Origin of the sequence: Pseudoalteromonas luteoviolacea (genome assembly GCF_021654285.1) — a bacterium.
GTDB lineage: Bacteria > Pseudomonadota > Gammaproteobacteria > Enterobacterales > Alteromonadaceae > Pseudoalteromonas > Pseudoalteromonas luteoviolacea_J.
Map to the genome: position 1 here is coordinate 39,583 of NZ_JAKFZS010000023.1, position 18,049 is coordinate 57,631.

Genomic DNA, 18,049 nt, shown 5'->3' on the forward strand with positions numbered 1-18,049 from the left:
CGTACCAAGGATTTTCGATGTATAGTAGGATACATGGTGTTTTAATCGCACTCTTGTTCTGTGTCTGTGTGCCTGCTTTGGCAAAGACACAGGATTGGCAATCAATTCAAAGCCCGCATTTTCGCGTGCACTATCAGCCGCAGCATTATACTTGGGCGAGCGCTGCGGCCATTGAGCTTGAAGCGGTGAGACAGCGTGTTCTAGCGCAGCAAAACCGAGCGCTGGATGTGACGGTTGATGCCATTGTGATAGATCCTTTTAACTTACCCAATGGCTTCGCGCTGCCAAGCTCTGATAGTCCTTTTATGGCTTTATATGTCACGCCGCCGCAATCGGATATGGCAATTTCACATAGTCCAAGTTGGCTGAAGTTATTAGTGCTTCATGAATATATTCACCTAGTGCACCTGTCTCAGCCGAGTCGTCATACACTAAAGCAGACGCTACGAGATCTAAGTGACAGTTATGACTTGGCAAGCGCCGTGTTGCCGCGCTGGGTGGCCGAAGGCTATGCAACGTTGCAAGAGTCTAAGTTAACAGGCAAGGGACGTTTGTATGACAATTACAGTGAAGCCCTGTTGCGTGCATATGCACGCCAAGGGGCATTACTACCTTATCATTCACTGAGTGATGGAGATGGTAGTTATCGTGCAAGTGCCATGGCCTACTTGCTCGGGGCTCGGTTTCTTGCTTGGTTGGAGCAAGAATATGATGAAGCAACCCTAGATGCGGTTTGGACGCGCGTTAATGCCGTTGAGGGCCGTAATTTCGAATCTGCATTTGCAGGTGTATTTGGCAGATCTGCGCTGCAGCTTTATCGCCGTTTTATCGCCGAGTATACCCATCAAGCAATGTTATCTGCGCCTCAAGCACCGCTGGTGGATAGCCAAGAAATGATGCAATTTGATTTTGCAGCGCGTGATGTTCAGCTCTCAACGAACAAGCAAAAATTTTTGGCTGTGGAGTCGAGTCCATCGTCAGAAATCACATTAAATGTGTACCAAAGTGAAGAAAATCAGGCCGCTGTTGCAAAATTTGAGCAGCGTCAAGCGGCACTGCTCAAGGCCGATCCTGAAGACATTCCAGATAAACGACCTAATTCATTTACCCGTAAAAAGCTGGCGTCTTTGGTGCCGGTAAATTTTTCCGGAATTTACCATCCTCAGTGGTTTGATGAAGACACCATCTATTTTGTTGCAAGACAAAAAGTCCCCCATGGTTGGCAAAATGCTTTGTTTAAATGGCAAATTGAAGCGGACAAAGTGGTGCAAATAACGAATACGCTGGGGATACGTCGTTTCACCGTAGTAGACACATCAACACTCATTGCCGAGCGAGTTGAACATGGTTATTCGCAATTAATTCAGCTTAACTTGTCTGATCAAAAAGAGACGTCACTGTCATCACATGAGCTGGATACCGTGTATGATTATCCGCTCATCAGCCCTAAAGGAGCGCAGCTCGCTTACTTAAAAACGGATCAAACCGGTCTGTGGCGATTATATGTTGCCAAGAGCCATGCCTTGAATGCAGATCATATTGCAGTGCCTGTCCCAGACGAAGCTCAATATGTGACATCACCGCGTTGGGATAATGAAGGCGCAGGTTTGTATTTCATTGCGGGTTATCAAGGGGCTTTAGGTGTGTATTACTATCACCTAGCCAATGAGCAATTGGTGCAATTAAGTTTAGGTGAGCACGTTGTTGAAGCGCTTGTGGGCGAGTATGGCTCACAACTTTGGTTTATTGAAAGCACACCTTATGGCACAAAGTTGAGTGCCTTAACAGAGATAGATACACTTAAAGCTCAGCAACCAAAAATCACAAAGCCGGCGCCATTTGTTGCATCGCAGTTCAAAGCACCAGTGCGAGTCAACAAATTACCCTCGCCATGGTCTACTGGGCCGTATACACCAAAGCCACAGGACTGGTCATTGGCACTTTCTGCGCAAAGTGCATCAGCCAGTACGCAATTAGTGAGCTTCGCACTAACTGGGTCGGACATACTTAAACAGCAGAGCTGGCAAGTCGGCGTGAGTAAGTCACTATTTGATGACGTATTGCTCGGGGGGTATGCTGATTTTACGTATCAACGCGATGACATAAAACTCCGTAATCAGTTGAAGCTGTATCAGTTAGATATCGCAGAGCAAAGCATTAAACCTAAGAGGCTGCAAGCGCAACATGGGTGGTCTAACACATTAGATGTGTCTTTGGCACATGTTTGGCAAAAGTGGCGTTGGCAACCTTATTTAGGTGGGGTGGTAGAAAAACACCGATATCACGAGACTGCGTATAGTTATTGGCTAGGCCAACGCGTGTCTTTTCATCACAATCAACAGCAGTTTGCCTTTAATGCGGCGCTCGATGGTGCCAAAGTGTGGGGAGAGAATGCCGGTCATGACATCCAATTTAACAGTGAAGCAGTATTGTGGGATTGGCCCGTTTATGTCCGTGCTGATAACCGCTATCGTCAGCATCGAGTAATGGAGATAGGTGGATTTGCGACTAATAGCTTGCATACAGGAGTCGGTGCAAGTCAGCAGCCTATTGCCATGCTGCCTTTTTGGTTTGATACTGGAAACCATTACCTAGGCTATGAGTTTGCAACCAGTTGGCGCACTGGGCGGCCACGTCTATATTATGCGCAGCACCACTTAGACAGCATGCGTGTAGCCAATAGCTGGGGCGTAAAATGGCAACTTGAGTTGAGTGAGCGCGTCTTGGGAAGTGCGGCTAACTATGCACCTGCGGGTATCTCAAATATGCGCCTTGATATTGGGTTTGCGCGTTTGTCTGCACATCAACATGATAAAGAGTGGCGAACTTGGCTGGGGCTTTGGCACCCTTGGTAAAAACATAGCTTTGAGCATGAAAAAGGCGAGCTGTTGCTCGCCTTGCTTAATTGGTTGGTTTGAAAATAGCTAGAGTTTATTCCGTATAGGTCGCTACCAGCTTCAGGTTCGCGTATGCACTATAGCCTCGTATCATCACCCAGTATTTACCTGCGCCACCTGTGATACTACAAGACTCGCTATTACCCCATCTGTAAGGACGGCAATCATAGGTTGAGGTGGTCGGCTTGCTGTCTTTTCTAACATACAAATCGGCATCTCCTGAACCGCCAGAAATACTGATTTGCACATTAGACGCGCCTGCTGGTAAGTCTAAATAATAAAACGCAGTTGCGAGTCTATCGCCACTTAACCCTTCTTTTGCGACACCATTGATAAGTTTGGCTGGGTCGTCATTTGGGTCAACCAGTTGAATTTGCTTCGAGGTTGTCGCCGATGCACCAGTTGCATCCGTGACCGTCAATGAAACCGTGTACTGACCGTAAGATACATAATCATGCGTTACATTGGCACCAAAGCCATTGCTAGATGCATCCCCATAGCTCCATTCATATTGGCTAATTGCGCCATTAGGTGAACTGGATGCGCTGCCATCAAAGGTACAACTTAATGCTGTGCAGTCTGCGGTGAACTGAGCGACTGGCATTGGATCGCTGTTGTTATCCCCATCAGGGATCTGATTGTTGAAATGACTGGCGACTTTTGGCCAGATCAGGCTGACTTTCGCCCCTTTATTATGACAACCGCCAAGGTGGTGCAATGCAATAACCTTGTTGGTTGCTGCTGCCAATACTGGAGAGCCCGAGGAGCCACCAATGGTGTCGCAGTAATAGCCTAAATCAGTACCTGTCCCACGTCCGTTGGCATTGGCATTATTGACAGAGCAGAGCCCGTCGGTATCGCGATCTGATTCAATAGACAGCTCTTTTGGATTACCTGAGCCGTGCTGAGGAATGTAAATGCGTTCACCTTGTGTGGCATTTCGTACATCAAGGCCAAAGTAGCCAAACGGCTGTGCTTTTGCAAAATCATTGATGGTGAAAAGCGTATAATCTAGCGTGTAATCTGTCGATAGGAAATCTTTACCTGTTACTTTGACAACGGTTTCACGTGTTGAGCCATTACATGAAGTGTGCTGATAATTAAACCATACCTCGGTATTGCTGAGTTCAGATGCACTCTCAACACAGTGGTTATTGGTAAACATGCGGTTATCTGGACCTACGCGCCAACCTGTACACAGACCACTGCCGTTCATCAGTAGGCGTGCTACAGGACGGCTGCGCTCAAATTCGGTTGGATGAGTATTGGCCCAGCACTGCACATCTTTTCTTTCCATCGCACCACATGTAGAGCTGATCCCAACATCGGTTGCAGGCGCAAGCTGAGGTTCGTTTTCAGTACCGTGGTCATAGTAGTCGATGATGGCACTTTGGTTTGTCGTAACTTGGCTGCCAGGTGTGTATTCTACGACTGCTGTTTCAGCAGAGATAGACATGGCAGAGAAACTTGTGACACCATCATCAGCTTGGGAAAGCGTTGCTGCACGCATATTGTGTTCTGTGTATTCATAGCGCTCACTCCCATCTTTTGAGCGCACCACTAGCTTGCCACCCCCGGTCAAATTAATGTTTTTGAAATGCAGTTTGATATAGCTGGCATTGGGGTGTGTCACTGTCTGAGTGATGGCTTGACTGACACTGTTGGCTGTCATTGCTGTTGTTGCTTGAGGTTGGATCACCAAATTTAGTTCAGCACGTTGACCAATGGTGGCCATACTGGCTTTGCTAGTATATTGCATCATTTGTGCTTCGGTGAGTGCGGTGGTTTGCGCAAAGCAGCTCGCTGAGGCAAGTCCTAGCGCAGATAGTAAATAACGAGTTTTCATTTATGTTCCTTGTTAGTTGTGTTGAGTAATATTTAAACAACAACAAACAAGGTAATCTTATAAATCGCAATTGTAAAGAAATTGATAATAAAATATTTTTATGGTGTTTATTTTCAGCGTTGGGTAGCCACACTGTTATTCAATTTCAAGCACATAAGGATTACGATGGCGGTTATATATTCAGGCTTCGCCGAGTTGATAGCAATATTGGCAAGCCGCTTTTCATGCACTACTTGCTTATGCTTTTTATTTATCAATATCATCAATTATATACAGTTTTAAGAGACAATCGGTGATAAATCACTTTGGATATATTGTGTTGTACGCGTGTTGTGTGAATTTAAAATTAATGAGTTTTTATCAATAGGTCCGGGCACGTACCAGTTGGTAATCGGCATGACTTCCTATATTTATTGCTGGTGGTAAGGCGTTAAGTTAAAGAGCGGGCAATGTGGATTTTATGCTCTTGATAAGCCTTCTTATTTTCCGATTCCGGAATCGAATTGAGATTGCTTCGATTTCGAGGTAAATATCATGCTGTTAATTATTAAGCTTTTGATATTTCTATTTTTTATTTTTGGTATGGTTTTCGCTACTCCTTATCTTCAGTAAGTATCCTTTATGATACGCATGACTTACGAGAAGAACTACATGGATATACGAGTACCGAAAAAAACGTCTTTTCCTCTACGCCATAAGTGGGCGGTCGGTTTGTTGGCTGGCGCTGTGATAATTACCGCGCTATGGGCATCACTGTCGGATAAAAAAACATATTTAGAGCGGCACTCACTGATGATTGATACGGTCAAGCATGGTGCGTTGTCGATAACTGTCGATGCATTTGGCACCTTGGTCAGTGCTGAGCAAAAAATTATCACTGCAACAAGCCCTGGCGTGGTGATCGACATTAAGCACAAGCCGGGAGATGTCGTAGCGCCGGGTACCGTGATCGCGCGTTTGGAAAACGCAGACTTAGAATTGGATTATAAGCGCGCGCAACAACAATTGGCTGAAGTGCAAGCAGAGCTACATCAATTGGATTTGCGCCAGCAGCGGGAGCTGCTGGTTGAGCGTTCAGCCATTAGTCAGCTCGAAGGGCAGCTGGCCACTTTGTCTTTTCGTTTTCAAGCGCAAAAAGGCCTTGCTGAGCAGGGTATTATTTCTCAATTATCATTTCTTGAAACACAGGCACAGCTGCGCAGTGTGACAGGTCAAATTGACCATGCTAAGGCGCGTTTGTCACAGCTACAAGCGCTGCACCAAAGTACTTTGCAGTTGATGCAAAAGCGGGTCGCTTTATCACAGCAAGAGCAGGCATCATTGGCGTCCAAAGTTACCATGCTCTCGATCACCGCACCGAATGACGGTGTCATTGAGAGTATGTCTTTGGATTTAGGCACGCGCATCGCGATGGGTGATCATATTGCAACCTTAGGAGACCAAGCTGGGCTGATAGCACAGTTACAAGTGAGCCAGTCTCAAGCTGGCTCTGTACAAGTTGGCCAGCCAGTTGATGTGTTTGCTGGTGAGGCTGTGTTACGCGGTGAGGTGCTGCGGATTGACCCTGTGGTTTCTCAGCACAGCGTTAAGGTGGAAGTGCGTTTGCCCGAGTATGAGTATTTGGATCTGCGACCTAAGCAGAGCATTACAGCGTCTATTGTCATCGACACAATAGAAAACACCCATTATATTCGCACGCCGGTTATGGAGCTAAGTACACAGTCTATTGATATGTACAAAGTGCTTGAAACAGGTCACACAGAGCTGGTTGAGGTTCAGTTCGGGCAACGCAGTGAGCGTCATGTGGAAGTAAAAAGTGGTTTGCAAGCGGGGCAGGCAGTTGTCATTTCAGATCTTGATGCGCTGGCAAAAGCTAGACAAGTTGTGGTTATTCAGTAGGAAGGAAGATGCAAAATATTATTGAAATGCAGGAAATTGGTAAGGTATTCACCACGGCTGATTTTCAAACACATGCACTTAGGAATATCAATATGACAGTGGGTAAAGGAGAGTTTGTTTCAATATCTGGCCCCTCTGGGTGTGGTAAGTCTACTTTGTTGTCTTTGATGGGACTGTTAGAGCCTGCGTCATCAGGTCGCTACTTATTGGCAGGTCAACAAGTAGATAATCTGACGTTCGATCAGGCGGCTAAATTAAGAAACCTGCATATTGGCTTCATCTTCCAATCATTTAATCTCGTAGATGGGCTGTCGGTATTCGATAATGTGGCGCTGCCATTACGCTACAGAGTGCCCAAAATAAATCGGCAAGACACTCAGCAACGGGTGCAATCCTGTTTGGAAAAAGTAGGCCTATCTCATCGCAGTACCCACTGCCCAAATCAACTCTCAGGTGGACAGCAGCAACGAGTGGCTATCGCACGAGCATTGGTGACTCAGCCCAGTATTTTGTTGGTGGATGAAGCAACAGGCAACTTAGACTCCAAAAGTGGTGATGCGGTGATGAAGCTTATCAGTGACTTGCATCAGCAAGGCACCACGATTTGTATGGTAACGCATGATCCGCGTTACGCTGATATGGCATCACGTCGTGTTCAGTTATTTGATGGTGAGCTGTTAACCTCGGTGAGCAGATCATCCAGTATGGCAAATACGGTCTTTGGCCCTCTATAAATTGGCTTTTGATATCCACAGGAGGGCTTGGAAAAGATGAATATGATGCAGGAAAATATTAGCTCGATTAAAGCGCTATTTAACAAACTGAGATTTACCGTATTATTTGCGGTACTGCTTGCCAGCGCGCTTGCCGGTGGTGCCTTGGTCAGCTTAATCGCTTGGCATGCGTATGCACCGCTGCCCTATGCACAGCCTGACCAATTGATTTGGTTACACGGTAGCATGGTTGATGATAAAGACAGTGTGGTGATGGACAAGGCGCTTTCTAATGTAGCAGCCCAATATATCGCCCGACATGACGATCGGTTGTCCATGGCGGCGCCACTACATTACGGCGATGCGCTGTATATGAACCATACTAGCCAGCCTAAGTTAAATCTAACCTATGCGGAGCCTGCGTTTTTTACCTTGTTTGAGCAAGAATTAGTGCAGGGGCGCTACTTTAGTCAAGGGCAAGTTGATGGCGCCATTCCATTTGAAGCGGTTGTCAGTGAGTGCTTTGCTAAGCGTTATATGCCACAGCTCTTAAAGCGGCAGAATCATAAACAAGTGTATAGTATGCAATTAGATCAGCAGACCTTTCAGGTGGTTGGGGTGGTTGCTTGCACTCAAACTGAGCCGCAGATTTACATGCCTAATCGATACACTGATGTTTATGTGTCTTTTGGACACACGATAGATACACGCGCGATGTCACAAGCGCATATTTCGGTGCGGTATAATACGTTTGTAGTCGGACGCTCGACCACCGCGCAAATAGGACAACCCATATCGCCAGGTATCACAGCGTATCTAGATACCCAGTTTCGTGCTGGATTAGTGGATTTTGGTAGTGCCCTTAATAATCATGTGCGCTTTGAATATGACGCATTAAAGCAATATTTAAAAGGAGATATACAGCAGTCGAGTGATTGGCTGTTGCTGAGCGGTGGTGCGTTCTTATTGATCACCTTGATTAATTTGTTGACGTTCTATTTGCTAGACATAAAAAAGCAACAAGCACAGCTTGTACTCAAAGCAACACTGGGTGCACCGCTGACCACATTGCGTTTGGCACACTATTGGCAGGTGATTATATTATTCTTACTCTCGGCGATGTGCGCGGCAGTACTTGTTGAGCTGGGAGTATTTGCGATCCAGATGTTTGGTGCGCAATCGATTGCCCATTTAGATTGGCTACAGGTTAATCTTCTTCATTATTTTATAATGTTCGCCGTTGCCACTGTATTGGCGCTAGGGTTTGCTGTATTTGGTTTTAAGCAACTGCCATTTACAAGCCTCTATCAGAATTTGCAAGGCGCAGGCAAAGGGCAAGAAAAGCAACTCGCTCAGTGGTTTAGCGTTAGTATATTGGTCACTCAGCTGAGCATTGGCATGGTTGTATTATCTATTGGTACTTGGTCGGCCTATTACTTCGGTAGCCAGATGCAGACCCCTTCAGGCATAGATGCAGAGGATACCGTGTTTGTTGCGCGTCATCAGGTGTCTTGGCGCCAAGATGAAGCCGCAATCGCAGAGCGCAAACAGCTCTTTCTATCTAATCTTCAGGCGCTTTCCTCGCATCCTAAAGTGGCAGCCGTAGCCTTAAGCAGCTTAAATCCTTTTGATACCAGTTATTTGGCACAAATTGGCAAGCAACCCGTGAAATCTGCGCAGGTAACTATGCACTCACAGTTAGTAGGAGAAGGTTATTTTACGCTGCTTGGGATTCCGCTTATTGCGGGTGATACTTTCACACGGTTAGATAGCGCTCGAAGAGAGTTGGTCATCATAAATCGAGCTGCTGCAGCAATGCTCGGTGTTGGGGTCGAAGACATTGGACTGAGTCTCTACGGTCGAAGCGGTCAGCCTTTTCAGTTGTTGGGTATCGTAGAAAATATTTACAGTCACAGCAAAGGTGCCCCTGCGACCGTGTATTTTCCACATGATTACTTTGAAGGGAATATGGTGGTTAGGCTTAAGCCTAATCAATCCATGTCAAAATTAGAACTATCTCAGGTTTTACAGCAACAGGCGCATGGGCAAAGTGTCCGCGAGGTACTTGGTTTAGCAAAGCATTTATCTGGATTGAATCAGGCGGCTGTACTGAGCTTTTATAGTGGACTTGGACTAAGCTTTTTAATGATTATGCAAGTACTTGTGGGGCTATATGGGTTGCTTGGTAATCTTGCTTTGGCCCAGCAGCCGGTCTTGTTGATTAAACAACAAGTTGGTGCAACACGCCTGCAGTTAATTATCGAGCAAATACTCAGTCGTTTGGTGCATTTTGGTGCCGCCATGTTAATCGCAACAAGTGTAACGCTCGGTTTGGGAGTTTTCTTACCCACGATGGCAAATAGCCTGCTTTTCAGTTACCTAAGTGCTGTGATTTTATCTTTTATCGTATTGTTTATTATAGAGATTAATCACCTGAGAGGTCAGTTGAAAAAATATTGAAAGGTTGTAACAGATTCTTACAAATGTCACACCCTAGGGGGGGGAAATCTTGTTAATATAGCGCTAGGAAATTATCAATAGGTACAGTCATGCAAGCAAAAATACTGAAATGGATATTACCCTTCGCCGCGTTGGGTATTGGTTTCATTGGGTTTACGGGCATAAACGCCGTGGCCAAAAATGATGATGAGTCTGATGTAGTGGATACGCGACCAATTGTTGAAGTTGAAGCGATTAAGGCGCAAGATCATCAAGTTGTGATCAATAGCTATGGTGAAGTCGTGCCATTAGACCAGACTATGTTGTCTGTGCAGGTGTCGGGAGAAATAGAGTATTGGCATCCAAAGTTTGTCACTGGCGGTATTGTCAGTAAAGGCGATGTATTACTGCGTATTGAAAAAGATAACTATGAAGCCGCGGTGTTGCAGGCGGAAGCTGCATTATCGAGTGCGCAAGCTCAGTTAATTGAAGAACAAGCCTTGGCAGATGTTGCGGCTGACGAGGCGAAGCGTTTTCCCAACAAGAAGCACACGGACTTATTTTTGCGCAAGCCTCAGTTGATGAGTGCACATGCCGCGGTGAAATCAGCAAAAGCGGCGCTAAAAAGAGCGCAGCGTGATCTAGATAATTGTGATGTAGTAGCCCCTTTTAATGCATTAATTGTATCGAGAGAAGTGGGGTTAGGCCAATTTGTTAGTACTGGCAGTCCGGTGGCACAATTAAACAACATTGAGCAAGCTGAAGTGGTGATCCCTATCGCGGGTTTTGACTCAATCTTTTTACCTGAACAAGTGTCTGGCTTAAAAGCCACATTGACGCAAAAAGGCGTGAATGGTTTTACTCGTGATGCTTATATCCACCGTGATCTTGGTGTGGTTGATCAGCAAACACGTATGAGCAGTTTAGTGGTACGTATTGAAGATCCGTACGGCTTGACCAGCAGTAAGCCTAAAGTGAAGTTTGGTACATATGTACAGGTTCAATTTAAGGGTGAGACGTTACGCCAAATCTATCGTCTTCCGCAGGAATTAGTGAATAACCAGACCGTGTGGTTACTTAATGAAGAAGCACAACTAGAGCCGCGTCCTGTGCAAGTGATCCGTGAAGAAGGCATGTACTACCTAGTGGGTGAAGGGCTATCTAATAGCGATAAAGTTGTGGTGACACTGCCTGAATACCCGCAACGCGGTATGGCTGTTAAAGTTGCAGGCTCTAAAGAAAATGAGACAGAGTCTGATAATACGGGAAAGCTGTAACAGCAGGGAATGAACTATGAGTGAGCAAATCAAAACATCCCAAAAGGGGTTAATTGCCTATTTTGCGCATAACCCCGTCGCGGCGAATCTGATGATGGTCTTTATCCTAATAATGGGTATTGTGAGCTATTTCACGATTCAGCGACAAATGTTTCCGAGTATCGAGCTGAACTTTGTCAGCATTAATGCAAGTTATCCCGGCGCATCGCCGCAGGAAATTGAAGAAAGTATTCTTATCAAGATTGAAGAATCTTTGAAAGATGTGACTGAAATCGATAAAGGCGTTTACCGAGCACGCCGAGGCAGCGGCAGTGTGCAGTTAGAAATTGACACCAGCGCTGATTTAAGCGATGTGGTTGAAAAGGTGCGAACACGAGTTGATGGGATTGCGACGTTTCCAGCTGCTATGGAGCCGATACGAGTTCAGCAAGTCGAGTTTCGTCAAGATGTGATCCAAATGGCACTGGCTGCAGATATCCCATTAAAGGATCTTAAACCTCTTGCCAAAGAAGTTGAAGACGAGCTGTTACAGCTATCTAATGTATCCTTGGTTGAACGCAGCACCCCTGCGTATGAAATCGCGATTGAGATTGACCCTGACACACTACGCCGTTACGGCTTGACCATTAGCGATGTGAGTAATTCAATTCGCAGATACTCAGCCAATATCTCAGCCGGTGAAGTACGTACGGATGCTGGGATTATTTCAGTACGGGTTGAAAACCAAAAATACCGTGGAGATGAATTCAAACGCATCCCCGTCAAAGTGGGTGATAACGGCGCAAAAGTCTATTTACAAGACGTAGCGGTGATCAAAGATGAGTTTGTTGAAGGTGAATTTTACTTCAAACAAAATGGCATCAATGCCGCATTCCTATCAGTCAAAGCAACCAAAGACCAAAACATGATCCCAGTTGCTAAAACAGTCCATGCTTATATTGAAGAAAAGAATAAGACACTACCAGCTGGCATGTCACTCACACCTATCGTAGACATGACTTACTACCTTGATGCACGTCTTGAAATGATGAAAAAGAATATGCTGCAAGGTGCGCTGTTAGTGGCCTTCATGTTGTCAATCTTCTTGCGCTTTAAGCTTGCTCTATGGGTGATGATAGGATTACCGGTATGCTTCTTAGGCGCCATTATGCTGATGCCTGCATTTGGCGTGAGTATTAATATTGTGTCCTTGTTCGCATTCATCATGGTACTGGGGATTGTGGTCGATGATGCCATCGTCATAGGAGAGGCGGCCTATACTGAGGTTGAACGCAGTGGTCCAAGTGTCGACAGTGTTGTACGTGGCGCAAAACGCGTTGCCACTCCTGCGACATTCGGAGTCTTGACGACCATGGCGGTCTTTGCGCCGATGATTATGTCCAGTGGGCCACAAGGGGCTTTCTTTAAATCGATTTCTATTGTGGTGATACTGTGTCTAATATTCAGCTTAATTGAGTCAAAATGGATATTACCTGCACACATAGGTCATACTAAATTTAAGCCGCTGCGTGAAAACAGCCTACGCGCTAGGTTTAACAAGCATTTCTTTGCATTTGTGAATGGACCTTATCGTAATTTTGTTGAAAAAGCCGTGGAGTGGCGCTGGGCGGTATTCTGCGGTTTTATTGCTATATTCCTTGTGAGTATGTCTTTGATCACCTCGAATCAAGTGCGTTTTATTCCGTTACCGAAAGTACCACATGACTTCCCGCAAGTGACAGTTATGCTCAATGACAATGTGTCTGACGAGCAGACGATGTCGGCACTGCAGCAAATCGAAACTATGATGCTGACCGTGGATAAAGACATCGAACGCGAGTATGGCCAAAAAATGGTGAAAGACATTTTGGTATGGAATGAAGGCCGTAGTGAAGGTAATGTGCTCGCTGTACTTGTTGATGAAGACTTACGTCCATTTGATGCTTTTGAATTGTCCCGCCGCTGGCGTGAAGCCATGCCAACAATTCCTGGTGTTAAATCGTTACTTGTCATTGATGATGTCAATGACCCAGGTAATGGCGATGGTGAGTTTGGCTATCTGATTTATGGACCAGATATTGATACGCTTAATGCTGCGGGCAGACAATTTATTTCTATGTTGCAACAAGAAAAAGGCTTGTTTGATATCAGTTCAACCATAGACCCACCGAGTAAAGAAGTGCAGTTGTCGTTGAAACCGGTTGCTTACGACTTGGGCTTGAACTTGGCTGATGTGGCTAACCAGATTGGTGATAGCTTCTATGGCGGTGAGGCGCAGCGCCTGATCCGTGATGGTGAAGAAATACGAGTGATGGTGCGTTATCCAAAACTGGATAGAGAAGCGGTGGCGTCGCTTAAATATGCGCTGATCAAAACACCAGATGGGCGTGAAGTGGTTCTGGGCGATGTGGTTGAATTTACTGAAAAGCCGGGTGTGAGTTATATCCGTCGTGAAGATGGTTATCGTACCGTGTATGTCTATGGCAGCATTGATGAGCAGGTAATTGAGCCTTCGGCGGTTGTTGATAACATCAAAGACAACCTATTGCCTAAGTTATTTGAGCAGTTCCCTAGCGTGAAAACTGAGTTAGGTGGCTCTATAGAAGAGACGCAAGCGCAAGCCGATGAACAGATCATGTTCTTTGCTGCGGGTATGATGATTGTGTACATCTTGCTGGCGGTGCCATTAAAGAGTTATTCTCAGCCGCTGATTATCATGTCGGTTATTCCATTTAGCTTGATTGGTGCAGTTTGGGGCCACTGGTTAAATGGCTTAGACATGAGCATGATGTCGACCTTTGGTCTGATTGCAGCTGCCGGGGTTGTTATCAATGACTCCTTGGTGATGACCGACTATGTTAACCAAGTACGCAAAGAAGGCGTGAGGCTCAAAGATGCGGTGATTGAGGCTGGGTGTGCGCGCTTTAGGGCAATCACCTTGACGTCCATTACAACGTTTGCAGGTGTTACACCGATCATCTTCGAAACCAGTTTACAAGCTAAGTTTGTTATTCCAATGGCGATTTCACTTGGTTTCGCGGTCTTGTTTGCAACGTTAATTACCTTGATATTAGTACCTTGCTTGTACATTATTTTGGTGGATATTAAGAGTGCTTTTTCGAAGCTTGGACAATCGACGAAACGCTTCAAGAAAGACTCGACTCAGTCGGCAGTATAGTCGACAGTCAATATATTCAAGCCCAGCGCCATGCTGGGCTTTTTCATTTCTAACTTTCTAATTAGATGTGCTATTCCGTTTTGATATTTAAAGTCATAAAGTAACACTTTCTACCTTCGTCTTAAGTTTTAGCTGACGTTTCATTTAACGTTAAAATTTGGCCTAAACAGTATATGTATTTGTTACTGTTTGGCGTACTAGGCCAGTTATGGCACAAAGCTGTACCTCACCTTTAGCTATGTTAGACTGGATGAATAATAACAAATCAGGAACATCTATATGACCAAAGCGCTTACCCCGCCAGTGGCAAAAAAAGTACCCCATGATATGGAAATACACGGGCATCAAAGGACAGATAACTATTACTGGATGCGCGATGATGAGCGTCAAAATGATGAGATATTAGCTCACTTAAAAGCAGAAAATGAGTATTGTGAAGCGATAATGCAACCGCATAAAGGTTTGCAGGCAACACTATTTGAGGAAATGAAAGGGCGTATCGTCAAAGATGATTCTTCTGTGCCAGTAAAAGATGGCCGCTATTGGTATACCAATGAGGTAAGTGGAGAGGAAGAGTATGGTCGTCATTATCGTGCTTTGAATGAAGCGATGGACGACAAAACTTTATTACTCGATGTGAATGAGTTGGCCAAAGCATTCGAATTTTATGAACTCGCCGATATGGCTGTGAGTCCAGATGATGACCTACTTGCATACAGTGAAGACACAGATGGTCGTAGAATTTACACGATAAAGTTTAAAGATCTAAATACTGGCCAAATGCTGGAAGATTGCTTGGTTGAAACTGAAGGCGAAGTGGTTTGGGCAAATGATAATCGCACTGTCTTTTATGTGAAAAAAGATCTGCAAACCTTGCTGGGATTCCAAGTTTACCGCCATGTACTTGGTACACCGCAAAGTGACGATGTCTTAGTGTATGAAGAGCAAGACCGCCAATACTACATGGGTCTTGGCAAAAGCCGTGATGAGAGCCAAATTTATATTTACTTGTCTGCGACAGAGACGAGCGATGTGCTTTATCTTGATGCTGAGCAACCGATGGGCGAGTTCAAGCGCTTGTTAGCACGACAAGAAGGGCATGAATATGGTCTTGATAAGTTTGGCGAACACTATTATTTGTTGACTAACAGTGATGCAAAGAATTTTCGCATGGTGCGAGCAGGCTTAGACGTGGTGAACGATCCTAGTCAGTGGGAAGAGTTGATTGCGCACCGTGAACACGTCCTGCTAGAGGGATTGGAGTTATTTGAGTCACACTTTGTGATCACTGAACGAGAAATGGGTCAAATCCGTTTTGTCATTCATGATTATACGGGTGCAAGTTACCAATTAGGCTTTGATGACGAGTGTTATTATGCGGGGGTTGGCTATAATCCAGAGCCAAAATCAACCTCGGTACGCATCACTTACTCTAGTTTGACGACGCCAAGCAGTGTCTATGAATGTGATTTGGCAACCGGCCAAAAAACCTTGAAAAAACAAGTCAAAGTGCTGGGGGATTTTAAACCTCAGGATTATGCATCTGAGCGCTTACATATTACAGCACGTGACGGCGAGAAAGTCCCTGTCTCTATAGTTTATCGAAAGTCGATGTTTAATAAAGATGGCACAAATCCATTATTACAATATGGCTATGGTGCGTATGGCTACACTGTTGACCCAACTTTCTCAAGTACGACTTTGAGCTTGTTAGATAGGGGCTTTGTTTATGTTATCGCTCATATCAGGGGGTCAGAAATGCTGGGCCGTCAATGGTATGAAAATGGTAAAAAAGCCCATAAAGAGAATAGCTTCAACGACTTTGTGGATGTCACTCGTGCATTAGTCGAGCAGCAATATGGTGCGGCAGATAAGATTTTTGCATCGGGTGGCAGTGCGGGTGGCCTATTGATGGGCGCGGTAATGAACCAAGCGCCTGAACTGTATTTAGGAATTGGTTGTCATGTGCCATTTTTAGATGTACTGACCACCATGTTGGATGAGTCTATTCCTCTCACTACCAATGAGTATGACGAGTGGGGGAATCCAAATTACTTGGCTGACTATGAGAGTATTTTGTCTTACTCGCCTTATGACAATTTAGCCGCAAAGCACTACCCTAATACACTAGTAACAACAGGTCTGCATGACTCACAAGTACAATATTGGGAGCCTATGAAGTGGGTTGCTAAGCTCAGAGAGCTTAAAACGGATGATAACGTACTAGTGTTTAAAACAGACATGGACTCTGGACATGGTGGTGCGTCTGGCAGGTTTAAGAGTCTGAATGAAAAAGCGTTGGAAATGGCCTTTTTTATCTCTTTGTTACCGCAGCAGGCTGACTAATTGATTTGGTGATTGACTTCGCGTATTGGGTTTTAGGGGGACAGTGTGTTTTCAGTACATGGACAGTGGCAAATAGACATTACTCCACCGACGGTTTTTGTAAACCTAGTGGGTGCATTCAATAGCGAAGGTGTCGCTGCGTTGGTGCAAGAAGCACGTACGCGTTGGCAAGACTATCAACCTGGTCAATTACACTGTGCTGTCGTTAATCTCAGCCAGTTTATAATGACCACTGCTGATAGCATTGCCGCACTGAAAGCTTACTGTAAAGACATGGAACAGCGTGGTTATCGTCAGATTGACTACATTGGCATTGATGCCCTAACCCGAAAATTCATTTGTGAGTTGTGGACAGAGAGTGACATCAAGGTACAGATGTACCTTGATGTGGCAGCCTACCTGAGCCAGCATCCGAGCTATCGCGGTGCTGCCTCATGGTTGAATTAGCCTAAATAAGCCTTGAGCATCCAAACTAACTTTTCTTGCTCCGTGATGTAATCTCCCATGAGAGACGCGGTGCCTTCGTCCTCGGCATCAGCGGCTTGCGCCAGTATAGTTCGTTGCGACTTAATAAGTTGAGTAAAGCCAGCAAGTAGGGTTGCGACTGCTTCTGGACCATTTTGAATATCTTTTGCTTCGGTAATTTCACTGGCGTTGAGGTAATCGCTAAATGCATGCAGTGGTATGCCTTCAATGGTTAGGATACGCTCTGCTAATTCGTCCACTTTGAGTAATAGCTGGTTGTAAATTTCTTCAAATTTAACGTGTAGTTCAAAAAACTCTCTCCCTTTGATGTTCCAGTGGAAGCTGCGCGCATTCATATATTGGATCTGGTAGCTACTTAAAAGCACGTTTAATGCTGCAACCAGTTGCTCACTTTTCTGTTTGTCTAACCCTATGCTATTTGTCATTGTTCGCTACCTTATGATGTTTTTCCGCAGCAGATGCGGCGTGTTTAAATGCTTGTCATTGTGTGACTTTGTATGTTGTACAGTGTGGCGGATGGAGGTGATAAAGGCCAACGACTAAAAGCGATTATAGCCATCGAAAAAGTCGTTAGTACTTGCTTAAAGCTTGCCACTTTGACTAAAAAGTCAGCGCTTTGTTGATCCATCGCAAATGTGAATAGGTGTATGTATAAAGCGGTTTTTCAGCTTGATTTAGGTCAATTTTCATACCGACAGCAAGGCCATAATAAAAAAGCAAAGCGCCCTGTTTTATTTTTTAGGCCATTTCTAGGGCGCTCATTTTTAAGGAGAGCTCTATGAAAGGTAAAACAGAATCACAGCACAAAGGTGAAATTACCGTTGTTGTCATTGCGCTGGTGGCTTTTGTGGTTGGGCTAGTGGGGCATTTAGCAGGCGCTAGTTATGCAAACTCAGACAGCTTTGGCTACTTGGCAGCACCGGTGCCATTAATTACGGGTATCATTGCCTTGGTCGCATATAAAGTCGCGCAAAAGGCAGATAAATAAC

Annotated in this window: 11 protein-coding genes; 9 read left to right on the forward strand and 2 right to left on the reverse strand. The window is 45.1% G+C overall.

All coding sequences use genetic code 11. From position 1 onward, the window contains the following. Positions 1–17 precede the first annotated feature (17 nt). Positions 18–2,855 (forward strand): TolB family protein, encoded by a 2,838-nt coding sequence (locus L1077_RS19475; protein WP_237138588.1) that lies wholly within the window; start codon positions 18–20, stop codon positions 2,853–2,855. 76 nt (positions 2,856–2,931) lie between these two features. Here L1077_RS19475 and L1077_RS19480 read toward each other — a convergent pair whose 3' ends face one another. Beyond that, positions 2,932–4,743 carry a PKD domain-containing protein gene (locus L1077_RS19480; protein ID WP_237138589.1) on the reverse strand — a complete coding sequence of 604 codons (1,812 nt, stop codon included), beginning with the start codon at positions 4,741–4,743 and terminating at the stop codon, positions 2,932–2,934. Positions 4,744–5,394: 651 nt separating this feature from the next. On the opposite strand from L1077_RS19480, the gene L1077_RS19485 reads away from it, so the two are divergent. The 7 genes from L1077_RS19485 to L1077_RS19515 all read left to right on the forward strand — a co-directional run bounded on the left by L1077_RS19485 (position 5,395) and on the right by L1077_RS19515 (position 17,021). Continuing rightward, the gene (locus tag L1077_RS19485) at positions 5,395–6,642 is read left to right on the forward strand and encodes an efflux RND transporter periplasmic adaptor subunit (RefSeq protein ID WP_237138590.1); all 1,248 of its coding nucleotides are present in this window, start codon (positions 5,395–5,397) and stop codon (positions 6,640–6,642) included. An 8-nt stretch (positions 6,643–6,650) separates the two neighbouring features. Continuing rightward, on the forward strand, positions 6,651–7,376 hold the full coding sequence (locus tag L1077_RS19490; RefSeq protein WP_237138591.1) for an ABC transporter ATP-binding protein: 726 nt from the start codon (positions 6,651–6,653) through the stop codon (positions 7,374–7,376). A 42-nt stretch (positions 7,377–7,418) separates the two neighbouring features. Next, positions 7,419–9,815: an ABC transporter permease gene (locus L1077_RS19495; protein ID WP_237138592.1), complete on the forward strand. Its 2,397-nt coding sequence runs from the start codon at positions 7,419–7,421 to the stop codon at positions 9,813–9,815. An 89-nt stretch (positions 9,816–9,904) separates the two neighbouring features. Then, positions 9,905–11,071 carry an efflux RND transporter periplasmic adaptor subunit gene (locus tag L1077_RS19500; RefSeq protein WP_237138593.1) on the forward strand — a complete coding sequence of 389 codons (1,167 nt, stop codon included), beginning with the start codon at positions 9,905–9,907 and terminating at the stop codon, positions 11,069–11,071. Positions 11,072–11,087: 16 nt separating this feature from the next. Further along, entirely contained in the window at positions 11,088–14,228 is a 3,141-nt protein-coding gene (locus L1077_RS19505; RefSeq protein ID WP_237138594.1) for an efflux RND transporter permease subunit, read from the forward strand. A 279-nt stretch (positions 14,229–14,507) separates the two neighbouring features. After that, the gene (locus tag L1077_RS19510) at positions 14,508–16,574 is read left to right on the forward strand and encodes a S9 family peptidase (RefSeq protein WP_237138595.1); all 2,067 of its coding nucleotides are present in this window, start codon (positions 14,508–14,510) and stop codon (positions 16,572–16,574) included. A gap of 45 nt (positions 16,575–16,619) precedes the next feature. After that, on the forward strand, positions 16,620–17,021 hold the full coding sequence (locus tag L1077_RS19515; protein WP_237138596.1) for a hypothetical protein: 402 nt from the start codon (positions 16,620–16,622) through the stop codon (positions 17,019–17,021). On the opposite strand, the gene L1077_RS19520 is transcribed toward L1077_RS19515, so the two are convergent. Further along, the gene (locus L1077_RS19520; RefSeq protein WP_237138597.1) at positions 17,018–17,485 is read right to left on the reverse strand and encodes a Dps family protein; all 468 of its coding nucleotides are present in this window, start codon (positions 17,483–17,485) and stop codon (positions 17,018–17,020) included. The two genes, L1077_RS19515 and L1077_RS19520, sit on opposite strands and share 4 nt — an antisense overlap. Before the next feature lie 353 nt (positions 17,486–17,838). Between L1077_RS19520 and L1077_RS19525 the strand changes: the two genes are divergently transcribed. After that, positions 17,839–18,048 (forward strand): hypothetical protein, encoded by a 210-nt coding sequence (locus L1077_RS19525; RefSeq protein ID WP_039611328.1) that lies wholly within the window; start codon positions 17,839–17,841, stop codon positions 18,046–18,048. Position 18,049 lies beyond the last annotated feature (1 nt).

What these genes read in the sequence shown, in the direction of transcription:
- L1077_RS19475 (WP_237138588.1), top strand. Translation starts at nt 18, where the DNA reads ATGTATAGTAGGATACATGGTGTTTTAATCGCACTCTTGTTCTGTGTC.
- L1077_RS19480 (WP_237138589.1), bottom strand. Translation starts at nt 4,743, where the DNA reads ATGAAAACTCGTTATTTACTATCTGCGCTAGGACTTGCCTCAGCGAGC.
- L1077_RS19485 (WP_237138590.1), top strand. Translation starts at nt 5,395, where the DNA reads ATGGATATACGAGTACCGAAAAAAACGTCTTTTCCTCTACGCCATAAG.
- L1077_RS19490 (WP_237138591.1), top strand. Translation starts at nt 6,651, where the DNA reads ATGCAAAATATTATTGAAATGCAGGAAATTGGTAAGGTATTCACCACG.
- L1077_RS19495 (WP_237138592.1), top strand. Translation starts at nt 7,419, where the DNA reads ATGATGCAGGAAAATATTAGCTCGATTAAAGCGCTATTTAACAAACTG.
- L1077_RS19500 (WP_237138593.1), top strand. Translation starts at nt 9,905, where the DNA reads ATGCAAGCAAAAATACTGAAATGGATATTACCCTTCGCCGCGTTGGGT.
- L1077_RS19505 (WP_237138594.1), top strand. Translation starts at nt 11,088, where the DNA reads ATGAGTGAGCAAATCAAAACATCCCAAAAGGGGTTAATTGCCTATTTT.
- L1077_RS19510 (WP_237138595.1), top strand. Translation starts at nt 14,508, where the DNA reads ATGACCAAAGCGCTTACCCCGCCAGTGGCAAAAAAAGTACCCCATGAT.
- L1077_RS19520 (WP_237138597.1), bottom strand. Translation starts at nt 17,485, where the DNA reads ATGACAAATAGCATAGGGTTAGACAAACAGAAAAGTGAGCAACTGGTT.
- L1077_RS19525 (WP_039611328.1), top strand. Translation starts at nt 17,839, where the DNA reads ATGAAAGGTAAAACAGAATCACAGCACAAAGGTGAAATTACCGTTGTT.